The organism is Asanoa sp. NPDC049475, assembly GCF_040676915.1.
In the GTDB taxonomy this organism is placed as follows: Bacteria; Actinomycetota; Actinomycetes; order Mycobacteriales; family Micromonosporaceae; genus Asanoa.
In genome coordinates this window covers 1-19,684 of record NZ_JBFAPY010000002.1, presented here as the reverse complement: position 1 = coordinate 19,684, position 19,684 = coordinate 1, and the positions used below count along the sequence as shown (strand labels likewise).

At 72.7% G+C, this 19,684-nt stretch carries 24 protein-coding genes; 10 read left to right on the top strand and 14 right to left on the bottom strand.

The genetic code is table 11. The features are described 5' to 3' along the window. Positions 1-54 precede the first annotated feature (54 nt). Entirely contained in the window at positions 55-246 is a 192-nt protein-coding gene (locus AB0J88_RS06065) for a DUF5703 family protein (RefSeq protein ID WP_364356633.1), read from the top strand. A gap of 74 nt (positions 247-320) precedes the next feature. On the opposite strand, the gene AB0J88_RS06060 is transcribed toward AB0J88_RS06065, so the two are convergent. The 5 genes from AB0J88_RS06060 to AB0J88_RS06040 form a co-directional block, all read right to left on the bottom strand. After that, positions 321-1,019 (bottom strand): hypothetical protein, encoded by a 699-nt coding sequence (locus AB0J88_RS06060; protein ID WP_364356636.1) that lies wholly within the window; start codon positions 1,017-1,019, stop codon positions 321-323. A gap of 33 nt (positions 1,020-1,052) precedes the next feature. Continuing rightward, positions 1,053-2,369, bottom strand: coding sequence for a M20/M25/M40 family metallo-hydrolase (locus AB0J88_RS06055; protein ID WP_364356639.1), 1,317 nt, complete (start codon positions 2,367-2,369; stop codon positions 1,053-1,055). Positions 2,370-2,433: 64 nt separating this feature from the next. Beyond that, positions 2,434-3,678 (bottom strand): DUF6596 domain-containing protein, encoded by a 1,245-nt coding sequence (locus AB0J88_RS06050; RefSeq protein ID WP_364356642.1) that lies wholly within the window; start codon positions 3,676-3,678, stop codon positions 2,434-2,436. A 24-nt stretch (positions 3,679-3,702) separates the two neighbouring features. Next, positions 3,703-4,074, bottom strand: coding sequence for a YciI family protein (locus AB0J88_RS06045; RefSeq protein ID WP_364356645.1), 372 nt, complete (start codon positions 4,072-4,074; stop codon positions 3,703-3,705). A 15-nt stretch (positions 4,075-4,089) separates the two neighbouring features. After that, the gene (locus AB0J88_RS06040; RefSeq protein ID WP_364356648.1) at positions 4,090-4,716 is read right to left on the bottom strand and encodes a DUF998 domain-containing protein; all 627 of its coding nucleotides are present in this window, start codon (positions 4,714-4,716) and stop codon (positions 4,090-4,092) included. A 143-nt stretch (positions 4,717-4,859) separates the two neighbouring features. Here AB0J88_RS06040 and AB0J88_RS06035 point away from each other — a divergent pair, with 143 nt between their 5' ends. The 5 genes from AB0J88_RS06035 (at position 4,860) to AB0J88_RS06015 (ending at position 8,693) form a co-directional block, all read left to right on the top strand. After that, entirely contained in the window at positions 4,860-5,840 is a 981-nt protein-coding gene (locus AB0J88_RS06035) for a LysR family transcriptional regulator (protein WP_364356651.1), read from the top strand. 79 nt (positions 5,841-5,919) lie between these two features. Continuing rightward, the gene (locus AB0J88_RS06030) at positions 5,920-7,404 is read left to right on the top strand and encodes a S1 family peptidase (protein WP_364356654.1); all 1,485 of its coding nucleotides are present in this window, start codon (positions 5,920-5,922) and stop codon (positions 7,402-7,404) included. Positions 7,405-7,468: 64 nt separating this feature from the next. Next, positions 7,469-7,687, top strand: coding sequence for a hypothetical protein (locus AB0J88_RS06025; protein WP_364356657.1), 219 nt, complete (start codon positions 7,469-7,471; stop codon positions 7,685-7,687). After that, positions 7,687-8,064 (top strand): hypothetical protein, encoded by a 378-nt coding sequence (locus AB0J88_RS06020; RefSeq protein ID WP_364356660.1) that lies wholly within the window; start codon positions 7,687-7,689, stop codon positions 8,062-8,064. Before AB0J88_RS06025 ends, AB0J88_RS06020 begins: the two co-directional genes overlap by 1 nt. 41 nt (positions 8,065-8,105) lie before the next feature. Further along, the gene (locus AB0J88_RS06015) at positions 8,106-8,693 is read left to right on the top strand and encodes a GNAT family N-acetyltransferase (RefSeq protein ID WP_364356663.1); all 588 of its coding nucleotides are present in this window, start codon (positions 8,106-8,108) and stop codon (positions 8,691-8,693) included. 6 nt (positions 8,694-8,699) lie between these two features. Here AB0J88_RS06015 and AB0J88_RS06010 read toward each other — a convergent pair whose 3' ends face one another. Continuing rightward, positions 8,700-10,676: an AarF/ABC1/UbiB kinase family protein gene (locus AB0J88_RS06010; RefSeq protein ID WP_364356666.1), complete on the bottom strand. Its 1,977-nt coding sequence runs from the start codon at positions 10,674-10,676 to the stop codon at positions 8,700-8,702. Between the two features lie 82 nt (positions 10,677-10,758). Here AB0J88_RS06010 and AB0J88_RS06005 point away from each other — a divergent pair, with 82 nt between their 5' ends. Next, on the top strand, positions 10,759-11,565 hold the full coding sequence (locus tag AB0J88_RS06005) for an NAD(P)H-binding protein (RefSeq protein ID WP_364356669.1): 807 nt from the start codon (positions 10,759-10,761) through the stop codon (positions 11,563-11,565). Here AB0J88_RS06005 and AB0J88_RS06000 read toward each other — a convergent pair whose 3' ends face one another. Next, on the bottom strand, positions 11,566-12,606 hold the full coding sequence (locus AB0J88_RS06000; protein ID WP_364356672.1) for a hypothetical protein: 1,041 nt from the start codon (positions 12,604-12,606) through the stop codon (positions 11,566-11,568). Continuing rightward, entirely contained in the window at positions 12,603-13,124 is a 522-nt protein-coding gene (locus AB0J88_RS05995) for a SigE family RNA polymerase sigma factor (protein WP_364356674.1), read from the bottom strand. Before AB0J88_RS05995 ends, AB0J88_RS06000 begins: the two co-directional genes overlap by 4 nt. A gap of 199 nt (positions 13,125-13,323) precedes the next feature. On the opposite strand from AB0J88_RS05995, the gene AB0J88_RS05990 reads away from it, so the two are divergent. Continuing rightward, positions 13,324-14,472: a sialidase family protein gene (locus tag AB0J88_RS05990; protein WP_364356676.1), complete on the top strand. Its 1,149-nt coding sequence runs from the start codon at positions 13,324-13,326 to the stop codon at positions 14,470-14,472. Between the two features lie 13 nt (positions 14,473-14,485). Here AB0J88_RS05990 and AB0J88_RS05985 read toward each other — a convergent pair whose 3' ends face one another. Together AB0J88_RS05985 and AB0J88_RS05980 are read right to left on the bottom strand one after the other, a co-directional pair. Beyond that, complete coding sequence (locus AB0J88_RS05985; protein ID WP_364356678.1) at positions 14,486-15,136, bottom strand: pyridoxamine 5'-phosphate oxidase family protein; 651 nt, start codon at positions 15,134-15,136, stop codon at positions 14,486-14,488. Between the two features lie 139 nt (positions 15,137-15,275). Beyond that, on the bottom strand, positions 15,276-15,935 hold the full coding sequence (locus AB0J88_RS05980) for a class I SAM-dependent methyltransferase (protein ID WP_364356681.1): 660 nt from the start codon (positions 15,933-15,935) through the stop codon (positions 15,276-15,278). Positions 15,936-16,167: 232 nt separating this feature from the next. Here AB0J88_RS05980 and AB0J88_RS05975 point away from each other — a divergent pair, with 232 nt between their 5' ends. Further along, on the top strand, positions 16,168-16,542 hold the full coding sequence (locus AB0J88_RS05975; RefSeq protein WP_364356684.1) for a hypothetical protein: 375 nt from the start codon (positions 16,168-16,170) through the stop codon (positions 16,540-16,542). A 4-nt stretch (positions 16,543-16,546) separates the two neighbouring features. Next, complete coding sequence (locus AB0J88_RS05970; RefSeq protein ID WP_364356687.1) at positions 16,547-17,062, top strand: topology modulation protein; 516 nt, start codon at positions 16,547-16,549, stop codon at positions 17,060-17,062. Here AB0J88_RS05970 and AB0J88_RS05965 read toward each other — a convergent pair whose 3' ends face one another. From AB0J88_RS05965 to AB0J88_RS05950, 4 genes are read right to left on the bottom strand one after another with little or no spacing between them, the layout of a single operon-like run. Beyond that, a complete protein-coding gene (locus tag AB0J88_RS05965; protein WP_364356690.1) occupies positions 17,063-17,197 on the bottom strand; it encodes a hypothetical protein in 135 nt (44 codons plus the stop codon). Positions 17,198-17,224: 27 nt separating this feature from the next. Then, positions 17,225-18,061, bottom strand: coding sequence for a patatin-like phospholipase family protein (locus tag AB0J88_RS05960; RefSeq protein WP_364356693.1), 837 nt, complete (start codon positions 18,059-18,061; stop codon positions 17,225-17,227). A gap of 25 nt (positions 18,062-18,086) precedes the next feature. After that, complete coding sequence (locus AB0J88_RS05955) at positions 18,087-18,362, bottom strand: MarR family transcriptional regulator (protein ID WP_364356696.1); 276 nt, start codon at positions 18,360-18,362, stop codon at positions 18,087-18,089. 32 nt (positions 18,363-18,394) lie between these two features. Beyond that, a complete protein-coding gene (locus AB0J88_RS05950) occupies positions 18,395-19,657 on the bottom strand; it encodes a cupin domain-containing protein (protein WP_364737856.1) in 1,263 nt (420 codons plus the stop codon). Positions 19,658-19,684 lie beyond the last annotated feature (27 nt).

Below are 19,684 nucleotides of genomic sequence, written 5' to 3'. Positions count from 1 at the left end.
CTGGTTGGGGGAAGGGCTGGTGCCGGCCCACGGAGAGTGGGCAGGATAGGTGCCATGGACTACGAATACGCGCCCCTGCGGTTACCACCGAATGTCGACCGGCCGACCGCAGAGGCGCAGCTGGCGATCCAGGCGGAGTTCTCCGGCTGGGAACTGGCCCGGGTGCGCTTGTTCCGGGACGGCACGCGACAGGTGATGCTGCGGCGCCGTCTGGTCAACAAGACGCAACCGGGCCTCAGTTACTGAATAGACCGGTCCTCCTGCCGGACGCGGCCGACCCCACCCCAGGGTTGTGAGAGCGGGGTGGCCGGCGTCGGGCGTCAGGCTGTGCGGGGGTTGTCGTCCTCGTCGTCGCCGTCCTCGTCGTCGGGCAGCGCACCGTCGAGGTCACCGGGCAGGAACGGGTGCTCGTCGAGGCGGCCGACCAGGCGGTCGGTGCCGCCGGGCGCGAACGGGCCGGAGCTGTCGTGCTCCTCGTAGCTCTCCAGGTCGAGCGGTGACGGCACCTCGCTGACCATCACCACCCCGTCGAGCGGCTCGAGCTCCGGGACGTCGAGCGAGCTCAGCGATCCGTCGCCCGCCTGGAGCAGCTCCAGCACCGCCTCGCCCACCGTCTCCACCGGGCCGCCGGCCTCTTCCGGGCCGGCCTCGGCGCGGACCTCCTCGGCGCGGCGGACCAGGGCCACCACGCTGGGCACCCGGTAGTCGCGGCGCTGCCGGACGGAGATGACGTGCGGGTGGGCGTCCCGGCTCTCGTCGCCCTCGACGGTCACGCCGCCGAGCGCGCCCTCGACCTCGTCGGGATCGATCGACTCGACATCCCACGGCGTGACCTCGCCGAACGCCTCCAGCAGCAGCTCGTCGTAGTGGTATGACGCGTTGTTGAGCGTCACGTAGGCCTGCCACACGTCGTCGTCGTCGACGCGCCCGTCGGCGGCCTTCACCGCGGCCAGGTGCGTGCGCGCGGCGGCGATGACCTCCTCCAGGGCGGCGTCGAGGGAAGCGTGGTCGTCGGTCATGGTGAAACCATCCTCGGGGAGAGAGAAGAGCCGTCAGCTGGTGCGGAGGAAACGGTCGAGCACGCGCGCGCCGAAGCGTAGACCCTCGACCGGCACCCGCTCGTCGATGCCGTGGAACAGGCCGGCGAAGTTGAGGTCCGGCGGAAGCCGCAGCGGGGCGAAGCCGAAGCACCGGATACCCAGGCGCTGCCAGGCCTTGGCGTCGGTGCCGCCGGAGAGCATGTAGGGCACGGCCTTGGCGCCCGGATCCTCCGAGCGCAGCGCGGCCGACATCGCGTCGACCAGCGGGCCGTCGAAGGTCGTCTCGACGGCCGGCTGCCGCTGGATGTGCGCGATGTCGATGTCGGGGCCGAGCAGGTCGCGGATCTCGGACAGGAACGCCTCGGACTGCCCGGGCAGGGTGCGGCAGTCGAGGGTGGCGTGGGCCTGGCTGGGCACCACGTTTTCCTTGTAGCCCGCGTCGAGCCGGGTCGGGTTGGCCGTGTTGCGCACGGTGGCGCCGACGAAACCGGCGATCGGGCCCAGCTTGGCGATCGTCGCCTCGGGGTCTTCCGGGTCGAACTCGATGCCCAGCAGCCCGGCCACCTCGGCCAGGAACGCCTTGGCGGTGTCGGTCAGGACGATCGGGAACCGGTGCCGCCCGACCCGGGCGACCGCCTCGGCCAGCGCCGTGACCGCGTTGTCGTCGTGGATCATCGAGCCGTGACCGGGGCGGCCGTGCGCGGTCGCCCGCAGCCACTGGATGCCCTTCTCGGCGGTCTGCACGAGGTAGAGCCGGAGGTCCTCGGAGACCGTGAAGGAGAACCCGCCGACCTCGCCGATCGCCTCGGTGCAGCCCTCCAACAGGTCGGCGTGGTTGTCGACCAGGAAGTGCGCGCCGTAGTCGCCGCCGGCCTCCTCGTCGGCCGTGAACGCGAGCACCAGGTCGCGGGGCGGCCGGACGCCGGTGCGCTGCCAGTCGCGGATCACCGCGAGCACCATCGCGTCGAAGTCCTTCATGTCGACCGCGCCGCGGCCCCACAGGTAGCCGTCGCGGATCTCACCACCGAACGGGTCGACGGACCACTCCTGCGGGTCGGCCGGGACCACGTCGAGGTGGCCGTGCACGAGCAGCGCTCCCCGGGACGGGTCGGTGCCGGGGATGCGCGCGATCAGGCTGGTGCGGCCGGGGGCGGACTCGCGGAGCTCGGCGTCGACACCGACCTCGGCCAGCTTCTCCGCGACGTATTCGGCGGCCACCCGCTCCCCCGCCGAGGTGGCGTTGTCGCCGGTGTTGGTGGTGTCGATCCGGATCAGGTCACGGCACAGGTCGACGACCTCGTCGGCGCTGGAAGGGGTCGGGCTGGTCATGCGCTCTTTCTTACCAGCCGGGCGGCCGCCGTGGCCGACCGGGCACGCGCGCCTGTGGATAACATCAGTCACTCTCGGCACGGGCCGCGAACAGTGATCGCTCGGCCTCGTTGCGGGTCAGCGCCGCCGCCTCGGCGAACGCCGACCGCGCCTCGTCGGCCCGGCCCAGGCGGGCCAGCAGGTCACCGCGGACGGCCGGCAACTGTGGATAGTCGCGCAGCGACTTCTCGCCCGCCACCGCGTCGACCAGGGCCAGGCCACGGGCGGGATCACCGGCCATCCCGTACGCGACGGCCTGGTTGACCCGCAGCACCGGTGAGGGTCGCAGGTGGAACAGCACCTCGTAGAGGGCCGCGACCCGCTCCCAGTCGGTGCCGGAGTGTGAACGGGCGCGGGCGTGGCAGGCGGCGATCTCCGCCTCCACCGTGTAGACCCCGCCGCCCAGGTCGCCCGCCACCGCCAGGGCGGCCAGCCCGCGGCGGATCAGCAGCCGGTCCCACCGGCGCCGGTCCTGGTCGGGCAGCAGCACGGGTCGCCCGGAAGGGTCGACGCGCGCCGGCAGCCGCGACGCCTGGAGCTCCATCAGCGCGGTCAGGCCGTGCACCTCGGGCTCGCGCGGGAGCAGCCCCTGCAACAGCCGCCCGAGCCGCACCGCCTCGTCGGCCAGCTCCGGCCGGACCCAGACCGGGCCGCCCGTGGCCGCGTACCCCTCATTGAAGATCAAATAGACCGTGGCCAGCACGGACGCGAGCCTGGGGGCCAGCTCGGGGGCCGGCGGCAGGGCGAACTCCACGCCCGCCAGGGCCTTCTTGGCCCGGGTCAGCCGGGCCGCCATGGTCGGCTCGGACACCAGGAACGCCCGGGCGATCTCGGCGGTGGTCAGTCCGCCCAGCAGGCGCAGCGTCAGGCCCACCCGGGACTCGGCCGGCAGCGCCGGATGGCAGACCGTGAAGATCAGCCGCAGCAGGTCGTCGCCGATCCGAGAGTCGAGCACCGCGTCGTACCCACCGTCATGGCTCTCCGTGACCCCACCGGCGACCAGCCGCAGCTTCGCGGCGTAGTTCTGCCGGCGGCGGATCTGGTCGATCGCCCGGTGCCGCGCGGTCGCGAGCAACCACGGACCCGGATCATCGGGTACGCCGTCGCGCGGCCACTGCTCGAGCGCCACGACCAGGGTGTCCTGGGCGATCTCCTCGGCGAGCCCGATGTCGCCGGTCAGCCGGGCGAGCACCGCCACGATCCGGGCGGCCTCGATCCGCCACACCGCCTCGACCGTGCGGTGCACCAGAGCAGGATCGGCGGCCCCCATCGCCGCCGATCCTGCCAGAGTGCGTCACGCGGGTGGCGCGAAGTCCTCGGGTCCCATCACCTTCAAGACCTGCGACTCCCCTTCCCAACCGGGCCACAGGTCGCGGTGGGCACGCATGAAGCGGGACGTCCACTCGACGGCCTCCGCCCGGTCGCGCACGTCGTACACGGCGTAGCTGATCACCTCCTTGGCCTCGGCGAACGGCCCGTCGGTGACGGTGAGCTCGCCGCCGGCCACGCCGACCCGTGAGGCGAACGCGCTCGGCGAGAGGCCGGCCTGGTCGACGAGGACGCCGGAGTTGGTGGCGTCCTCACCGAGCTTCATGATCGCCTCCATGAGCTCCGGGGGCGGCGGGGTGTCGGGTCGGGTGGCGGTGAGCAGGGCGATGTAGCGCATGGCGGTTCCTCGCTTTCAGGCAACGGTGCGGTAGAGGCGGATGGAGATCGTGGTCAGCCACGCCGACACCAGCAGCACGCCGGCCGTGAACGTGACGATGCCCCACGGGGCGCCGGCGCTCGCGGTCATGGCCAGGAAGCTGGCGACGAACAGCACCCCGACGGCGCGCGAGACCAGTGGGAACCCGGACCGGGCGGCGAGCAGGAAGCAGGCGATGGCCAGGCCGGCGAAGCCGACGCCGCCGGCCGCGAGGTGGACGAGGCCGTGCCAGCTGAGCGTGCCGCCCTCGGAGCCGGGCGGGAAGCCCTGACCAGGGTCGGCGCGGAACACACCGGCCACTACCATCCCCACACCGTAGATACCGAGCGGGACGGCGCCGCGACCGACGGCACGCCGCACTCCGACGGCCGCCGCGACGACCATGAGACCGGAAATGATCAGGTTGGTGGTCTGGATCCAGCCCAGGTCGCCGTTCTGGAGCATGCTCCAGGCGTGCCGGGTCGGGTCGAAACCCTCCCGGGTGTACGCCTGGGCCAGCGCGACGCCGACGTACAGCGGGCCGGCGATCACGCCGTACCCGAGCAGGCTCTTCGTCACGCGCTCGGCGAGCGCCGGCGTCTCACAGGCGGTCGTGGCGGTCATGTCGATCTCCTTCGTGGGCCCGTTCGGGTCCCTTCACCCCTAGCTCGAACGGGCTTCGCCGGATTCGACACATGGACTGGTTTTTTCTGAAAGGAAACATCAAGGTCTTCCGATGAATCGCCCCGGAGTCCTACCGTCACGCTATGAACCTGGAGCTGCGGCACCTGAGGGTGGTCACCGCCATCGCGGAGACCGGCAGCGTGACCAAGGCCGCCTCCATGCTCGGGCTCGCCCAGCCGGCGCTCACCGCCCAGCTCCAGCGGATCGAGCGCGCCCTCGGCGGCCCGCTGTTCGATCGCGACCGGCGTGGCGCCCGGCCGACCGCGCTCGGTGAGCTGGTGCTCGACCGCGCCCGGGTGCTGCTGCCGGCGATGAAGGGGCTCCAGGACGAGGCCGCGCGGCTGGCCGGGGGTGACGCGCTGAGCCGCTACCGGCTGGGCGGCGTCAACAGCCCCATCCTCGGGCGGCTCGTGCATCGGCTCACGGCCGACCAGCCCACCGCGCAGATCAGCACGCACGCGAGCTGGTCGGTCGACGAGCTGGCCCGGATGGTCCTGTCGGGGCGACTGGACTACTCGCTGTGCGGGGTCTGCGGCGACGCCGTACCGAGCGCGGAGCTCGGGCTGGCCTGGTGGGTGGTGGCGGTCGACCCGGTCTGGCTGCTGCTGCCGGAGAGCCACGCGCTGGCCGGGCACGACGAGATCGACCTGGCCGACCTGAGCGAGGAGCGCTGGGTGGCCGCGCCCGGCGACGGCTGCTTCGCCGACTGCTTCGCGGCCGCCTGCGCGCGGTCCGGGTTCACGCCGCGCAAGGTCTACGAGACCGACCTGAAGGGCAGCATCGACCTGGTCGAGGCCGGCGAGGCGATCGCGCTCTGCCAGGCCACGTTCCGGCCCGTGCCCGGCCTGATCACGCGGCCGATCAAGGGTGCGCCGCTGCGTTGGCGGCTGCTGCTCGGCTGGCACGCCGAGGCGCAGGCGGCCGGGTTCGCGGACCTGATGGTCAAGCACGCGGCCGGCGCGTACGCCGACATCCTCGACCGCAACCCGGACTACAAGGCGTGGCTGCGCCGCCATCCGGGCTTCGGCGCGCAGGCCGGCACGGAGTTCGAGCCGGCGGTATGAGCCAGGTGGTATATACCACCTTCGATTTTCCCTGGCTACGTTGACGGTGCTTTTCCTTTCACCCCCGAAGGAGTGCACCGTGAACAGATTCCTGGCCGGCCTGGCAGCGGCGACCCTGCTGCCCGCCGGCATCACCGTGGCCGTGGCCGCACCGGCCGCGGCGGCACCGGCGCCGGCACCCGCTCCCGCCCCCGCCGAGGCCGCTTCCCCTGCGATGCTCGCCGCGATGCAGCGTGACCTCGGTCTGACCGCCGATCAGGCGAAGGTCCGGATCGCCAAGGACGACGCCGCCAGCCGCACCGAGCTGCGCCTGCGCAAGACGCTGGGCGGGGCGTTCGGCGGCGCGTACCTGACCCGGGACGGCTCGTTCGTCGTCAACGTGACCTCGGCGGCCCGGGTCGCCGAGGTGACCGCCGCCGGCGCGACGGCCAAGGTGGTCGGTCGCAGCTCGGCGGAGCTCGACGCGGTCAAGGCCCGGCTCGACGCCGCCGCGGCCAAGGCGCCCGCGTCGCGCGTACCCGGCTGGTATGTCGATGTCACGACCAACCGGGTCGTCGTGCTCGCGAAGGGCGGGGTTGGTGCCGCTTCCCGGTTCGTCGCCGCCAGCGGCGCGGACGCTTCCGCTGTGTCGGTCGTCGCTTCGTCCGAGACACCGCGCCTGCTGTACGACGTGCGCGGCGGCGACGCCTACTACATGGGCGGCGGGCGTTGCTCGGTCGGCCTGTCGGTCAACGGCGGCTTCGTGACCGCCGGCCACTGCGGCACCCGGGGCCAGGCGACGACCGGCTACAACCAGGTGTCCCAGGGCACGTTCCAGGGTTCCTCGTTCCCCGGCAACGACTACGCGTGGGTGTCGGTCAACAGCAACTGGACCCCGCAGCCGTGGGTCAACAACTACAGCGGCGGCAACGTGACCGTGGCGGGCTCGACCGAGGCGGCCGTCGGCGCGTCCATCTGCCGCTCGGGCTCCACCACCGGCTGGCACTGCGGCACGATCTCCGCCAAGAACCAGACCGTCAACTACTCACAGGGTTCGGTCAGCGGCCTGACCAGGACCAACGTCTGCGCCGAGCCGGGCGACTCCGGCGGCGGCTGGATGAGCGGCCAGCAGGGCCAGGGCGTCACCTCCGGTGGCTCCGGCAACTGCTCCAGCGGCGGCACGACCTACTACCAGCCGGTCAACGAGATCCTCTCGGCGTACGGCCTGACGCTGCGCACCTCCGGCGGCGGCGGTGACCCGAACCCGCCGACCGGGTGCAGCGGGTACGAGTTCACCGTGAGCGGCTCGCTGTCCTCCGGCGGCAGCGTCTACCAGCCGAACGGCAGCTACTACTACTCGTCGCTGTCCGGCACCCACCGCGCGTGCCTCGACGGCCCGACCGGCACGGACTTCGACCTGTACCTGCAGAAGTACAGCGGCTCGACCTGGGTCACCGTGGCGCAGGGCACGTCCGCCAACCCGGACGAGACGGTGTCCTACAACGGGACCGCCGGCTACTACCGCTACCGGGTGCACGCGTACAGCGGCTCGGGCAGCTACTCGCTGGGCTACTCGAACCCGTAATTTCGCCAGGCCTTCCTGCCCCGCTCGCCGCCTTCTTCTCGGCGGGCGGGGTAGGTTGCGGTTCATGACCGACGATCGTGAGAACGCGCGCCGCGCCGCCGCCGCGCACACCGAGGCGTCCCGCGAGCTCGAGGCGTTCCTGCGCCGGGCGCCGGAGGTGCCGGACGCGGCCGACATCGCCGAGTTCGCGACCCTGCTGGCGCGCGAGGAAGAGGTCCGCGCGGAACGCCAGGACGCCCTGGACGCCTTCGGCCTGAGCGCACCCAGCATCGACGAGCCCTAGTGGTCGCTGCCCTCGTGGTCGTGGACGTGGCCAACGTGATCGGGTCGCGTCCTGACGGTTGGTGGCGGGACCGGGCCGCCGCGGCGACGCGGTTGCGGGACGAGCTCGCCGCCTCGGTCGCCGCCGGCCATCCGATCGGGGACCTGTCGACGGCCGAGCTGGTGCTGGTGGTCGAGGGCAAGGCGGGCGGGGTCGGCTCGGTGCCCGGGGTCGAGGTGGTCTCCGCCTCCGGGTCCGGCGACGACGCCATTGTGGAGGTGGTCCGCTCGCGTGGCTCGGATCGGGCGGTCGTGGTGGTCACCGCGGACCGTGAGCTGCGCGGCCGGGTTGCCGCGCTCGGGGCCACCGCGCACGGTCCTCGTTGGCTGCGCGGCTAGCGGGTCACCTCGGCCGGCGGAGTCGCACTACCGTGAGCGGCATGGCTGCCGAGTCGTACACCATCAGGCCGCTCAGCCCCGAGACGTGGCCTGCCTTCGATGCCCTGGTGCAGCGACACAACGGGATCTTCGGGGGCTGCTGGTGCATCTGGTTCCACCCCGACGGACCCGAGCGCGGTCAGGGCGCGGAGGCGAACCGAGCGCTGAAGCGGGCATACGTCGAGCAGGGCAAGGCGCACGCCGCCCTCGTGATGCACGGCGACGAGGCCATCGCGTGGGCCGAGTACGGCACGCCGGTCGAACTGCCCACGATCCACCACCGCAAGCAGTACGACGCCACGAAGACCGCGGATCCCGACTACCGCATCACCTGTGTCTTCGTCGACAAGCGCCACCGGCGCCGGGGTGTGACGGAGCTGGCGATCACCGGTGCGCTCGACCTCATCGCGCGGGCCGGCGGCGGGCGGGTCGAGAGCTATCCCCACGACCTGACCGACCAGACCAAGAAGATGTCGTCGTCCTTCCTCTACAACGGCACCCGTCGGCTCTACGAGCGGCTCGGCTTCACCTACGACCGGCCCAAAGGGCTGAAGAACTGCGTCATGGTGAAGACGGTCGATCCCGCCTGAGGGCGGTCACTGGTCGCGGCGGAAGACCACGACCAGGACGCGCAGGATCAGCACCATGCTCACCACCAGCAGGAAATAGCCGAGCAGCGGGAACAGGGCCACGGCGGCGCTGAGCCGCGGGCCGCCTCCTGTGCGCAGCAGGAGCACCGCGATGATGCCCGCCGCCGAGCCGATGACGGTCAACAGCACGCGGTGCAGCAGGTCGGTGACCAGCCGGCGGTCCTGGTCGTCGGCGAAGAGGCGCACGTTGAGCCGCAGCCGCCCGTGCTCCAGGGCGTCGCCGAGTCGGTCGATCCGGCGCGGCAGGCGCCGCAGCACCGGCAGGAGAGCCGCGAGCTCGTCCTCCAGCGAGCCGCGCAGCCGCTGCGGGCCGAGGACCTCGGCGAAGCGTCGCGTGCCGGCCGCGCGGGCGTGCGTCACCAGGTCGAACCCGGGCCGGACCAGGCCGAGCGTTCCCTCGAGGGTCGCGAAGGCGCGGAACACGGCGGCGACGGCCGGCGGCACGCCCAGCCCGTACGCGGCGAAGGTCCGCAACAACGCCGCCACGGCCGCCGCGCCGGCGCTGCTGCCGGGGGCCGCGTACCGGACGATCAACGCCCCGATCGCCCGCTGGAGCTCGCGCTCGTCGACCTCGGCGGGCCGGTCGACGACCTGCAACAACGCGTCGCTGACGGCGACCGAGTCCCGCCGGCCGAGCGCCGCCAGCAGCTGGCCGATCGCCTCCCGGGTCGCCGCGTCGAGCCGGCCCACGGACCCGAGGTCGAGCAGCCCGAGACGGCCGTCGCCGGTCACCAGGACGTTGCCGGGGTGCAGGTCCACGTGGAAGATGCCGTGCACGAGCACCTGGTCGAGCATGGTGTCGACCAGGCCGGCGGCGATCTCCGACCGGCGCTCCTCCCCCAGCCCGTCGAGCACCTCGGCCGCCGCGCTCAGCGACGTGCCGGGCAACCGGCCCATCACGAGCACCCGCTCGGAGCTGAGCTCCGCGTGCGGCGTCGGCACGAGCACGCCCCGGTCCGGCGAGTCGGCGAGGGCCGCCGCCATGGCCTGGAGGTTGTCGCGCTCGATGGTGAAGTCGAGCTCCTCGTGCAGCGCGGCCGCGAACCCGGTCGCGAGTGCCCGCAGCCCCAGCGGGCGTCCCCACGAGGTCCGTTCCTCCAGCGTCCCGGCCAGCCGCAGCAGGATGTCCACGTCGCGCTCGACGATCGCGGCCACACCCGGGCGGCGCACCTTGACCACCACGTCGGTGCCGTCGGGCAGCAGCGCCGCGTGCACCTGCGCGACCGACGCGGCGGCCAGCGGCTCGTGGTCGAAGTCGGCGAACACCTCCTCGACGGGTCGCCCGAGGTCCGCCTCGAGGACGGCGGCCACCTCCGGCCAGGCCACCGGGGCCGCCCGGTCCTGCAACGCGGTCAGCTCGTCGACGATCTCCACCGGCAGCAGGTCGCGCCGGGTCGCCAACAGCTGACCGAGCTTGACGAAGGTGATGCCGCCCTCGTCGAGCGCCGCCCGCAACGAACGGCCGAGCCGGCGGCGGGCGGCGGCCGACGACGGGCCGCGCGCCGGGCGTCCACGCAGGAACCGGCCGAGCCCGTGGCGCAGGGCGATGCGCACGATGGTCGCGTACCGCCGGGTGCGGTTGATCCTCCTGCGGGTGCCGCGCCAGAGCTCGACCGGCCCGGGCATCGACCCGGTCGGCAGCAGGACCTCCAGGATCACCAGCGCGGCCATGGCGAGCAACGCCGACACGACGACGGCGACGAGCCCCAGGAGAAGGAGCTCGCCGGCGCCCAGGCTCTCGGGATCGGGCGGCGCGAGCGCCTGGAGGACGGGTGCGGCGACGAAGAGCGCGAGCAGGGCGGACAGGAGGGTACGCACGGGTCCGACCCGGACGCCGAGCAGCCGCCGGATGACCGCGGCGAACAGCAGCACGGACACGACCATCGTGACCAGGAACGCCGACACCGTGATCGCGGTCTCCACGACGACCGACGATATCCGGATGTCGGTCGCCCGGCTGCCCGCTCGGCCTGCGGGAGGGCGCGACGGCTGGTTGACTGGCGAGATGACCCTGGTGCTAGGAGGCACGGGTACGACCGGTCGGCGGCTGGTCCGGCTGCTGCGCGCGCGGGGAGTCGAGGTGCGGGCCGCGTCGCGCTCGGGTGACGTGCGGTTCGACTGGTCGGATCGCGAGACCTGGGAGCCGGCACTGGCGGGTGTCGACCGGATGTACCTGATGGCGCCCCACGAGACCCCGATCGACGAGGCGTTCGTGCGGCTCGCGGTGGAGCGGGGCGTGCGGCGCATCGTGCTGCTGTCGAGCCGGGGCATCGAGGAGATGGGCGACGAGCGGCTGCTGTCCGCCGAGCGGACCGTGCGCGACTCCGGGGCCGGCTGGACCATCCTCCGCGCCGACTGGTTCAACCAGAACTTCGACGAGGGGTTCTTCCGGCCGGCCGTGCTCGCCGGCTCCCTCGCCCTGCCGATCGGCGACACTAGGCAGGCCTTCGTCGACGCGGACGACATCGCCTCGGTGGCGGCCGTCGCGCTCACCGAGGACGGGCACGAGGGCCGCACCTACGAGGTCACCGGCCCGCAACCGTTGTCGTTCGCCGAGGCGTTGTCGATGGTCAGCCACGCGAGCGGCCGGCCGGTCCGGTTCGGCGGCGAGGAGGACGACTACCTGGCGCAGCAGCGCGCACTCGGCGCGTCTGACGACGAGACCCGCGGGGCGTTGGCTGCGTTCGCGGGCTTGCGAGCGGCCGGCGACGCGGAGGCCACCGACGTCGTCCGCGAGGTCACTGGCCGCGACCCGAAGTCGTTCGCCGACTACACCGCCGAGGCCGCCGCCGGCCCGGCCTGGCGAGACTGATCAACTGATCGGACCCAACACCTCGTCGACTGCGGCGAGCACCGCCGGGGACGCCTGGACGCCGTCCACGCAGGACCGCGTGCGCAGGTAGCGGAACTCGGCCGGTGCGACGCCGGCCAGGTCGGCGACCTTGACCACGTCGAGCACGAGGTGGTCGGTCCGCTTCGGGCAGCCTGCGCCATTCGACGGTGCCTCGTTGACCGCCGTCCGGAACCGCTGGCCGGCGTCCGTCGCATGCTCGGCCGTGCGCAGCGATGCGAGGGGCCGCTCGAACGCGTAGCGGCAGAAGGTCGCGGCGGCGGGCTCGAAGGGCAGCGGCGGCTCGCCGGCCAGCACGCCAAGGGTCAACGGCCCCGCCCACGGCGGAGTCCGGTCCAGCCAGAGGGAGGGAACATCGACGGTCGGATCGCAGGTCGGCGTTGGCACGTCGGCCGCCGTCGTTGTCCGCAGCCGCTGCTCGCGGAAGTCCGTGAGGAAGACCCGCAACGGCTCGTCCCACGAGGCATCCCTCCGACAGTCGGGATTGAGGTTCACGAACACGGGTGGCCGGTCGGCATAGCGGAGGAGGAACACCGGCTGCCGCAGGCCATAGATGTCGTAGCACGCGATGACGGGCGAGACGCGGTTGAGGGCCGCCACCACGTCCGCGCCACCTGAGAGGGCGCGCGGCGGGCTCGCCGGTGGATAGAGCGGGTCCGCCGCCGGAGACCGGACGTCGACGTCAAGGTCGCAGGCGACGACTTCCACCGGGTTGCCGGGTAGGACCCGGCCGTCACCGGCGCTGACCCAGTCCCGGCCCGCGCGGTCCCCGGTGGTCTGGGGACAGGTGGCCGGGCCGACCGGGCGCACGGGCTCCAGGCTCTCGCGCCTGGTCAGCTGAGGCAGGCCGGCCGCGACCCCGGCGAGGATCGCGAGGGCGAGCGTGCCGGCGACCGCGGCCCGCCGGCGGCGACGTCGGTAGCGCCGCCCGACGGCCGCGATCCGGTCGGGAGGTGACGGTAGCGGCGGAACCGCGTCGAGCAGCATGTCGCGGACGTTCATCGACCGACCTCCTCGCTGGACGGTTGGGGGTTCAGTGCCGGGTCGGCACGCAGCGCCCGCAGCGCCCGCGACGCCTGCACCCGCACGGTCGCGGACGAACAGCCGAGCACCTCGGCGGTGCGCTCCACGGAGAGGTCCTCGACGTACCGGAGCACGACGACGGCCCGCTGCTGCCGGCTGAGCCCGGCCAGCGCGCGGCGCACGACGTCGCGGTCGGCGTGCTCACCCGCGAGGTCGACCCGCGACGCCGGCTCCGGCACGTCGGCGGACGGCACCTCACCGCGCCAGCGGCGGCGCCACCAGGAGACGTACGTCGTGAACAGCACCCGGCGGACGTACGCCTCCGGATGCCCACCGGCGACGATCCGCGGCCACCTGCCCCACGCGGTGGCGAGCACCGTCTGGAGCAGGTCCTCGGCCCGGCCCGCGTCGCCCGTGAGCAGCCAGGCCGAGCGCAGCAGCGCGTCCGACCGCGCGGCCACGAACTCGGTGAACCCGTCCGGTGGCGAGCCCGACATACCTGCACCTCTCACAACCGACAGAACGCGGTCGGGGTGCCCGGATGTTAACGGTCGCGCCGAAAAGCGCGGTCGCCGAGGCCGACAGTCCATCTGGAACAACATTCCATGTCAACGGGCGCATCGATTGACATGAAATGGCGTTCCAGATAGCTTTCGGGCCGACCCGCCGGACCCCGTACCTGATGGGAGTGTTCTCGTGCGTCGTCTCCTCCGTGGCGTCTGCGCCACGCTGCTCGCCTCGACCGCCGCCCTGGCCGCGACCTCGACCGCCGCCTCCGCGGCGGAAAGACCGGCCGGCACCCCGACCGACCCCGTCATCGTCGCGCCGGCCGAGAGCGGCAAGCGTGCGTTCTTCGGCGACATGATCAAGCTCAAGGACGGCCGCCTCCTGGTCGCCTACCGCGAGTCGGTCGCGCACATCGACCAGGACGGCCGCATCATGGTCGTGCAGAGCCGCGACCAGGGCCACACCTGGAGCACGCCCCGCGTCGCGATCGACACGCCGATCGACGACCGCGACCCCAAGCTCATGCAGACGAGCGACGGCACCGTGCTGATGAACTTCTTCCGCACGGACTGGACGGGCTACCCCGGCAAGCCGGTGACGCTGGTCGGCACGTTCGTCACGCGGTCGACCGACCAGGGCGCCAGCTGGAGCACGCCGTTGGAGGTCGGCACTGCCCTGGAGGGACCGTCCGACGTGGTGGTCGGTGCGTACTACGCCGGCCACGCGGCCACCCACGGGCCGATTCTCGAGCTGCGCAACGGCGACCTGCTGGTGCCGCTCTACGGCCGGCTGCCCGAGGGCGGCACCGGTCCGGCGACGGTGGTCCGGTCCACCGACGGCGGCCGCACCTGGCCGAAGGAGAACGAGTCGGTCATCGGCCGCGCCGCGACCTTCGACTTCCAGGAGCCGAACCTCAGCCTGCTCAAGGACGGCTCACTGCTCTCGGTCATCCGCACGTCGATCAACATCGCGTACGTGTCACGGTCGTACGACCAGGGCCACACCTGGACGACGCCGGTGTCGACGGGGCTGCCCGCGTCGTCCCACCACCAGCTGGTGCTGCGCAACGGCGACGTGCTGTTCACGTACGGCGACCTGTCCGGGACCTTCGGGCCGGGCCGTCCGACCGTCGGGCGGCTGCTGCGGCATCCCGAGCGCTCCATCGACGCCGACAAGGACATCCTGATCTACGACGCGGCGATCCATGGACCGGCCACGGCCGACCAGGCCAACCCGTCCAGCGTCGAGCTGCGCCCCGGGCGCTTCCTCACCATCACGTCCGACCCGCACCTGGCGGCGATCGTCGGCGTCTACACGGAGCGGCGGGACTACCGCTGACCCGCTGACCCGGTCATGCGCCGCCCGTCAGCCGATGCCACCACCGGCGTCGTGCGACGGGCGGCGCGGCCGGCGCGGGTCCGCCGGCGACGCCGAAGTAGTCGCCCCCTTTTGAGCGCGGGTTGTCGGTGCCCCAGCTCCGGTCGTGCGGCACCTTGACGAGGCGCGGAATGTGCTTACGGCAATGGATGTACGCCTCGTCGACGTCGACCAGCACCCACCGCTCGGGCCGCCGCCCGGGCGCGGAGTCGACCGGTAGCCGGGGATGCTCCAAGCGCTCCACAATGGTCGCTCGACCGTTGACGTGCAGGCCGATCGAGTCGTGGAAGTCCACGAAGAGCAGCCCGGCGTGCTGGTTGGTGGAGATGTTGCCGAGGCTGGCCATGACGCCGTTGCCGCGATATTCCGGCCAGGCGACCCGACGCTCGTCGAGCACGGCCACGAACCCGGGCGGCCCGGCGCGAAACGTCGCGTCACAGTTGCCACCGTCGTCCGCGGTGCCGACGAACATCATCTCCTGCCGGCCGATGAACTCTCGCATCGTCTGGTTGAGGTGGTCGAGCAGCTGCGTGTCGTAGAACCGCCGCGCCCGCTCCTCGGACCCGTAGAGTGCCTGCAGGCCCCGCTCTCCGATCAGCTCGAGCTTCGTCCCGAGATCCGTCACGCCGCCTCCCGCCACGTCACCGGCTTCAGATCCTTGACAGGGAGACTCGCACCGACAGCACCGCGTAGTCGCACAGACTGTGCGACCGTCACCCACCCGCGCCGAGGTGAGGCCGAGATATCCGGTCCGCGGCGAGCGGTCACGCGTCGGCGCGAACCGTCCTCAGCAGGAAGCCTGGCATTCTCAGGTCTTCGCCCTCGACCTTCGCGAACACCTCGATGTCGTCGACCGTCGTGTCGGTCCAGGTCGGCTCCGGGAAGCTCCTTCGCAGGAACTCCTCCGTCATGTTCCAGCCGTGGCCGGCGGCCGCGGAGATGCCCAGCACGTAGAGGGTCGAGCCCGGGGCCGCGACCGTCGGGAGCAGTGCCAGGTAGGCGGCCGTCTGGGCCTCGTCCTCGCGGTGCAGGTTGTGCAGCAGGCCCGAGTCGACGATCGTGTTGGCCGGCGCCGCCGAAAGTCGGGTGGCGTCCTGGACCTCGAATCGGGCGGTCAGTCCCTCCCGCGCTGCTTTGACGCGGGCCAGGTCGATCGCGACCTGGGAAATGTCGACGCCGGTCACCTCGTAGCCGCGGCGGGCCAGCGCGAGCGCGAGCTCGCCGGTGCCGCAGCCGAGGTCGAGCACCCGGGGGCCGGTGACACCGCGGTCGACGACCGCCGCGAGGGCCGGCTGCGGGCCGCCGATCTCCCACGGCGCCGCGCCGTGTCGGTAGATCTCGTCGTAGTCCATCGCGTCGCCGATCGTACGCCGGATCGATTTCTCGAGCTTGTCAGCGAGACGGCCGGGGCGGCGTCTGTTCATCGTGATGTTCGAGGAGTACGTGCTAGCCCGGGTAGGACTTGTCGCATCCGGGACGAGGTTACGCAAGGTCTGGCCGATGCGGAGCAGTCCGCGGCCGTGACCGTTGCCGACCTCGTGGACTTCGCGAACGCGGTGCGGGCTCGACACGACGACGGCGTGCTCCGCACCCCACCGGCTGACGTTCGTGCCGCGCGACACCCGCCAGCTCACGTGCCTCGGTACCGTCGCGGTGATGGATCCTGGCGGCGAGCTACGTTACGGCGGCATGGTGCTGGATACCGACGGGCTGGTCGAGGTCGACTACCGCACCATCCCGGCCGGCACGGTCGAGGCGGAACCAGGCCCCGCGGACCCCGAGGCGGCCGCCAGCAGCGGCCTCCCCACGATGCATCCCTCGGTCCAGCCGACGAGCGTCGAGGCGACGGAGCCGAGCGGGCGCATCGCGTCCAACAACGAGACGGCCAGACGAACCCTGAGTCCAGGGCTGCAGGCATGGGTCACCTATCTGCCGGGCGGCGACGCTCAGGCGGATGCGATCGCCAACGGGCTGAGGCCGACAGGCGAACCGCACGACGCCACGACCTGGCCCCGCCGCCCCCTCGGCTGACGCCGTGGAGCGGGTGCTCGTGATCGGTTGCGGCGGCAGCGGGAAGACCACGCTGGCCCGCAAGCTGGCCCGGATCCTCGACGCGCCGCTGACCCACCTGGACGCGGTGTACTACGACGAGCGATGGGCACCGGCCTCACCGGAGGAATTCGCGGCGCGGCAACGGACCCTCGTTGCCGCGCCGCGCTGGGTCATCGAAGGGAATTACGCGAGCACGCTGCCGATCCGGCTGGCGGCCGCCGACACGGTCGTCTTCCTCGACCTCCCGGCGGCCACTTGCCTGTGGGGCATCGCCCAGCGCCGCCGACGCCATGAACCTGGCCTCGTCAACGTGGCTTTCGTCCGGTACGTCGTCGGCTTCCGGCGGCGGATGCGCCCACGGGTGCGGGAGTTGCTCGCGGCGCACGGTCCTCACGTGCGCCTGGTGGTCCTCACGAGCCGCCGGCGGGCGAACCAGTTCATCGAGCGTTGGCCATCGGGCGTCCGGCCGGTCCGGCCGACCTCTACATCGAAGAGGTGATCACCTGCTGCGGAGCGCCGTCGCGCCGCCGATCGTGGCTGTGTCCGGCAGTCCTGCCGGTAGCGCCGGAACCTCGGAGGCCGGGCCGACCCAGCCAAGGTCGAGCTCGTCCAGCCACCACGACAGTCCGTCCATGAGGACCAGGATCGTCGGGCCGCGCAACTAGCCTCGCCAGACGGCGGCCACCTGATCGGCGATCCGCCGGCCCTGGACTGTGGCCGCCTCGACCGCCGGTTCCCAGCGAGCCGCGTCGAGCACGTTGGGGCCGAGCGCCTCCAGCACCGCCTCGTCCGGTGCGACCAGCGCCACCGCGGACCGTTGCCGCAACGCGTCGAGCTCCGCGGCCGGGGCGCCGCGCGGGCGGATTGGGGCCAGGGGTGCCAGCACGACCACCCGGGCGGCCTCGGCGGCCAGGTCGGCGTTGGTGCCCGAGCGGACTCCGCCATCCATGTAGCGGATGCCGTCGATGGTCACCGCCGGGAACACGCACGGCACCGCGCAGCTCGCCGCCACGGCCAGCGCCAGGGGGATCCCGGAGTCGGCGTCCCAGGCGACGGGAACGCCCGTCTCGGCGGAGACCGCGGTGACCAGCAGGCGGCGGGTCGGCCAGCCGCCGGGCGGCAACCGGCGGCGCAGCGACTCCACGTACGGCGCCTCCGCGCCCACCCGCGCGGAAAGGGCCAGCTCACCCACCCGGGCACGCACCTCGGCCGGGTCGCGGCTCTCGTCGCCGAGCAGCGAGAAGACCTCGGCGCCGCGTGCCCAGTCCGGCCGGATCGGTGGGTCGTCGTCTGCCAGCGGGGCCTCGAGCTTCGCGCCGTCGACCGGGTCGATGCCCGACGCCACCAGGGCGCCGGTGACCGCGCCGGCGGAGGTGCCGACGATCAGGTCGGCGTCGGTGAGGTCGACGCCGGCCTCGCGGAGTCCGATGAGGAGGCCGAGCTGCCAGGCGATGCCGGTGATGCCGCCGGCGCCGAGCACGAGTGCGGAGTCGGTCACGGCACCAATCCGTATCACGTCGCGGTTAACGACGCTCGAGTTCGTCCAACAGGTCCTGCAAGGTGCGACAGGCGTCCGCGAACCGGGCCTGGCCGATCACCTCGCCCCAGTGCTGCTCGATCTCGGCGACGCGGTCGCCGGCGTCGGACAGCGCGGCCCGGCCCCGCGCCGTCGGGACGATCAGCTTGGCCCGGCCGTCCTGCGGGTCCGGCTGGCGTTCGAGGTAGCCCAGCCGTTGCAGGTCGTTCACCAGCTCGGAGGTGGCGGCCAGGCTGAGCTCGCGCCCCTGTTCGACGCCCACACCGCCGAGGTGATCACCGAGTTCTGGGCGCGTTAGCCCGGCACCGCGACCGCTTCGCGCAGCAGGCGGCGGGCCAGGACCACGCGCGACTCGTCGTCGTCGAGGCCCGGTAGGTCGCCCACCCGGGTCACGTCGCGGTTCAGGAACGCGGTCAGCGCCGCGAAGCAGCCCGCCGGGAAGGTCACCACGCGGTCGGTCAGGCGCAGGCTGATCTTCTCGGTGCCGTCCGGCTCCAGCCGCCAGCGCAGGCCGGGCCGCGGCATCACGAGCGAGTCAGCGGTCAGGGAGGACAGGGCGGCCGCCTGGGCCAGCGGCCGCAGCGGGGCCGGGCGCGCGGCCGGCCACGACCGCCGGCGCAACCGCGAAGCGACCGCCGCCGGCGACGCCGTCTCCAGCCACGACCGCAGCGCCTCGACCGTCTCGGTCAGCTCCGGTTCGAGCTGGTCGGCGTCGCTGACGTCCAGGGCGTACGGAAGCGTCGCGCGCAGGCGCGGGTCCTCGGCCGCCTCCGCCAGCAGGGCCTCGACCAGGGCGTACCGCGTCAATGCCCGGATGCCGATCGTCAGGTGCAGCGACGAGTCGTCCTGGGCGGCGGCGCTGTGGAGCCAGCCTCGGGGCAGGTAGAGCGCGTCTCCCGGCGAGAGCACCACGTCCAGCGCCGGCTCGCCGGCCGCCGTCGCGGAGACCTCTTCGGCGCGGCCGCCCCACGCCTGGCGCTCCAGCGGATCGGGGAATACGGGCGGGTGGACGCGCCAGCGTTTGCGGCCGTCGACCTGGAGCACGAAGACGTCGTGGGTGTCGTAGTGGGTCGAGAAGCCCTGGTTGCCGGCCGGCGTCAGGTAGGCGTTGATCTGCAACGGCTGGCCCAGCGCCGTGCCGAGCTCTCCCGCGAAGGCGACCAGCGGCGGCCACGTGCGGTGGAGCCCCTGGAAGACCAGGGTCGCGCCGTCCGCGTACAAACCCATGATCTTCTCGTCGATGATCTGGTCGTCGATCTCGGCGCCCGCTCCCCCGCCGCCGGTGTAGCGGCCCGGTGGGACGAGGGCGCCGTCCTTGGCGACCCGCAGGAACGGGACGCGCAGGCCGCGCCGGCTGAGCAGCTCGTCGGCGTCCGACGGGGACAGCAGGTCGCGGAAGCCGTCGGGGCCGTCGAGCTCGTCGGCGCGGGACAGCAGCGGCGCCCGCCCCCAGTACGCGCCCGCGAACTTGGCCGCGTCGACGCTGACACAACGGGCGAGCGCCGGGCGGTGCGCACCGCCCGGCGCGGGCCAGGGACCCCTGGTTACCACCGGCACAGCCGACCCCACCGCCGGCGGGGCCCA

Excerpts from the sequence above, each read along its gene's own strand:
- AB0J88_RS06045 (WP_364356645.1), bottom strand. The coding sequence starts at position 4,074 with ATGCGCTACATCGCCCTGCTCACCGCCACCCGACCCGACACCCCGCCG.
- AB0J88_RS06015 (WP_364356663.1), top strand. The coding sequence starts at position 8,106 with ATGGCTGCCGAGTCGTACACCATCAGGCCGCTCAGCCCCGAGACGTGG.
- AB0J88_RS06065 (WP_364356633.1), top strand. The coding sequence starts at position 55 with ATGGACTACGAATACGCGCCCCTGCGGTTACCACCGAATGTCGACCGG.
- AB0J88_RS06060 (WP_364356636.1), bottom strand. The coding sequence starts at position 1,019 with ATGACCGACGACCACGCTTCCCTCGACGCCGCCCTGGAGGAGGTCATC.
- AB0J88_RS05995 (WP_364356674.1), bottom strand. The coding sequence starts at position 13,124 with ATGTCGGGCTCGCCACCGGACGGGTTCACCGAGTTCGTGGCCGCGCGG.
- AB0J88_RS06005 (WP_364356669.1), top strand. The coding sequence starts at position 10,759 with ATGACCCTGGTGCTAGGAGGCACGGGTACGACCGGTCGGCGGCTGGTC.
- AB0J88_RS06050 (WP_364356642.1), bottom strand. The coding sequence starts at position 3,678 with ATGGGGGCCGCCGATCCTGCTCTGGTGCACCGCACGGTCGAGGCGGTG.
- AB0J88_RS06000 (WP_364356672.1), bottom strand. The coding sequence starts at position 12,606 with ATGAACGTCCGCGACATGCTGCTCGACGCGGTTCCGCCGCTACCGTCA.
- AB0J88_RS05975 (WP_364356684.1), top strand. The coding sequence starts at position 16,168 with ATGGATCCTGGCGGCGAGCTACGTTACGGCGGCATGGTGCTGGATACC.
- AB0J88_RS06055 (WP_364356639.1), bottom strand. The coding sequence starts at position 2,369 with ATGACCAGCCCGACCCCTTCCAGCGCCGACGAGGTCGTCGACCTGTGC.
- AB0J88_RS05965 (WP_364356690.1), bottom strand. The coding sequence starts at position 17,197 with ATGGACGGACTGTCGTGGTGGCTGGACGAGCTCGACCTTGGCTGGGTC.
- AB0J88_RS06025 (WP_364356657.1), top strand. The coding sequence starts at position 7,469 with ATGACCGACGATCGTGAGAACGCGCGCCGCGCCGCCGCCGCGCACACC.
- AB0J88_RS06035 (WP_364356651.1), top strand. The coding sequence starts at position 4,860 with ATGAACCTGGAGCTGCGGCACCTGAGGGTGGTCACCGCCATCGCGGAG.
- AB0J88_RS05980 (WP_364356681.1), bottom strand. The coding sequence starts at position 15,935 with ATGAACAGACGCCGCCCCGGCCGTCTCGCTGACAAGCTCGAGAAATCG.
- AB0J88_RS06040 (WP_364356648.1), bottom strand. The coding sequence starts at position 4,716 with ATGACCGCCACGACCGCCTGTGAGACGCCGGCGCTCGCCGAGCGCGTG.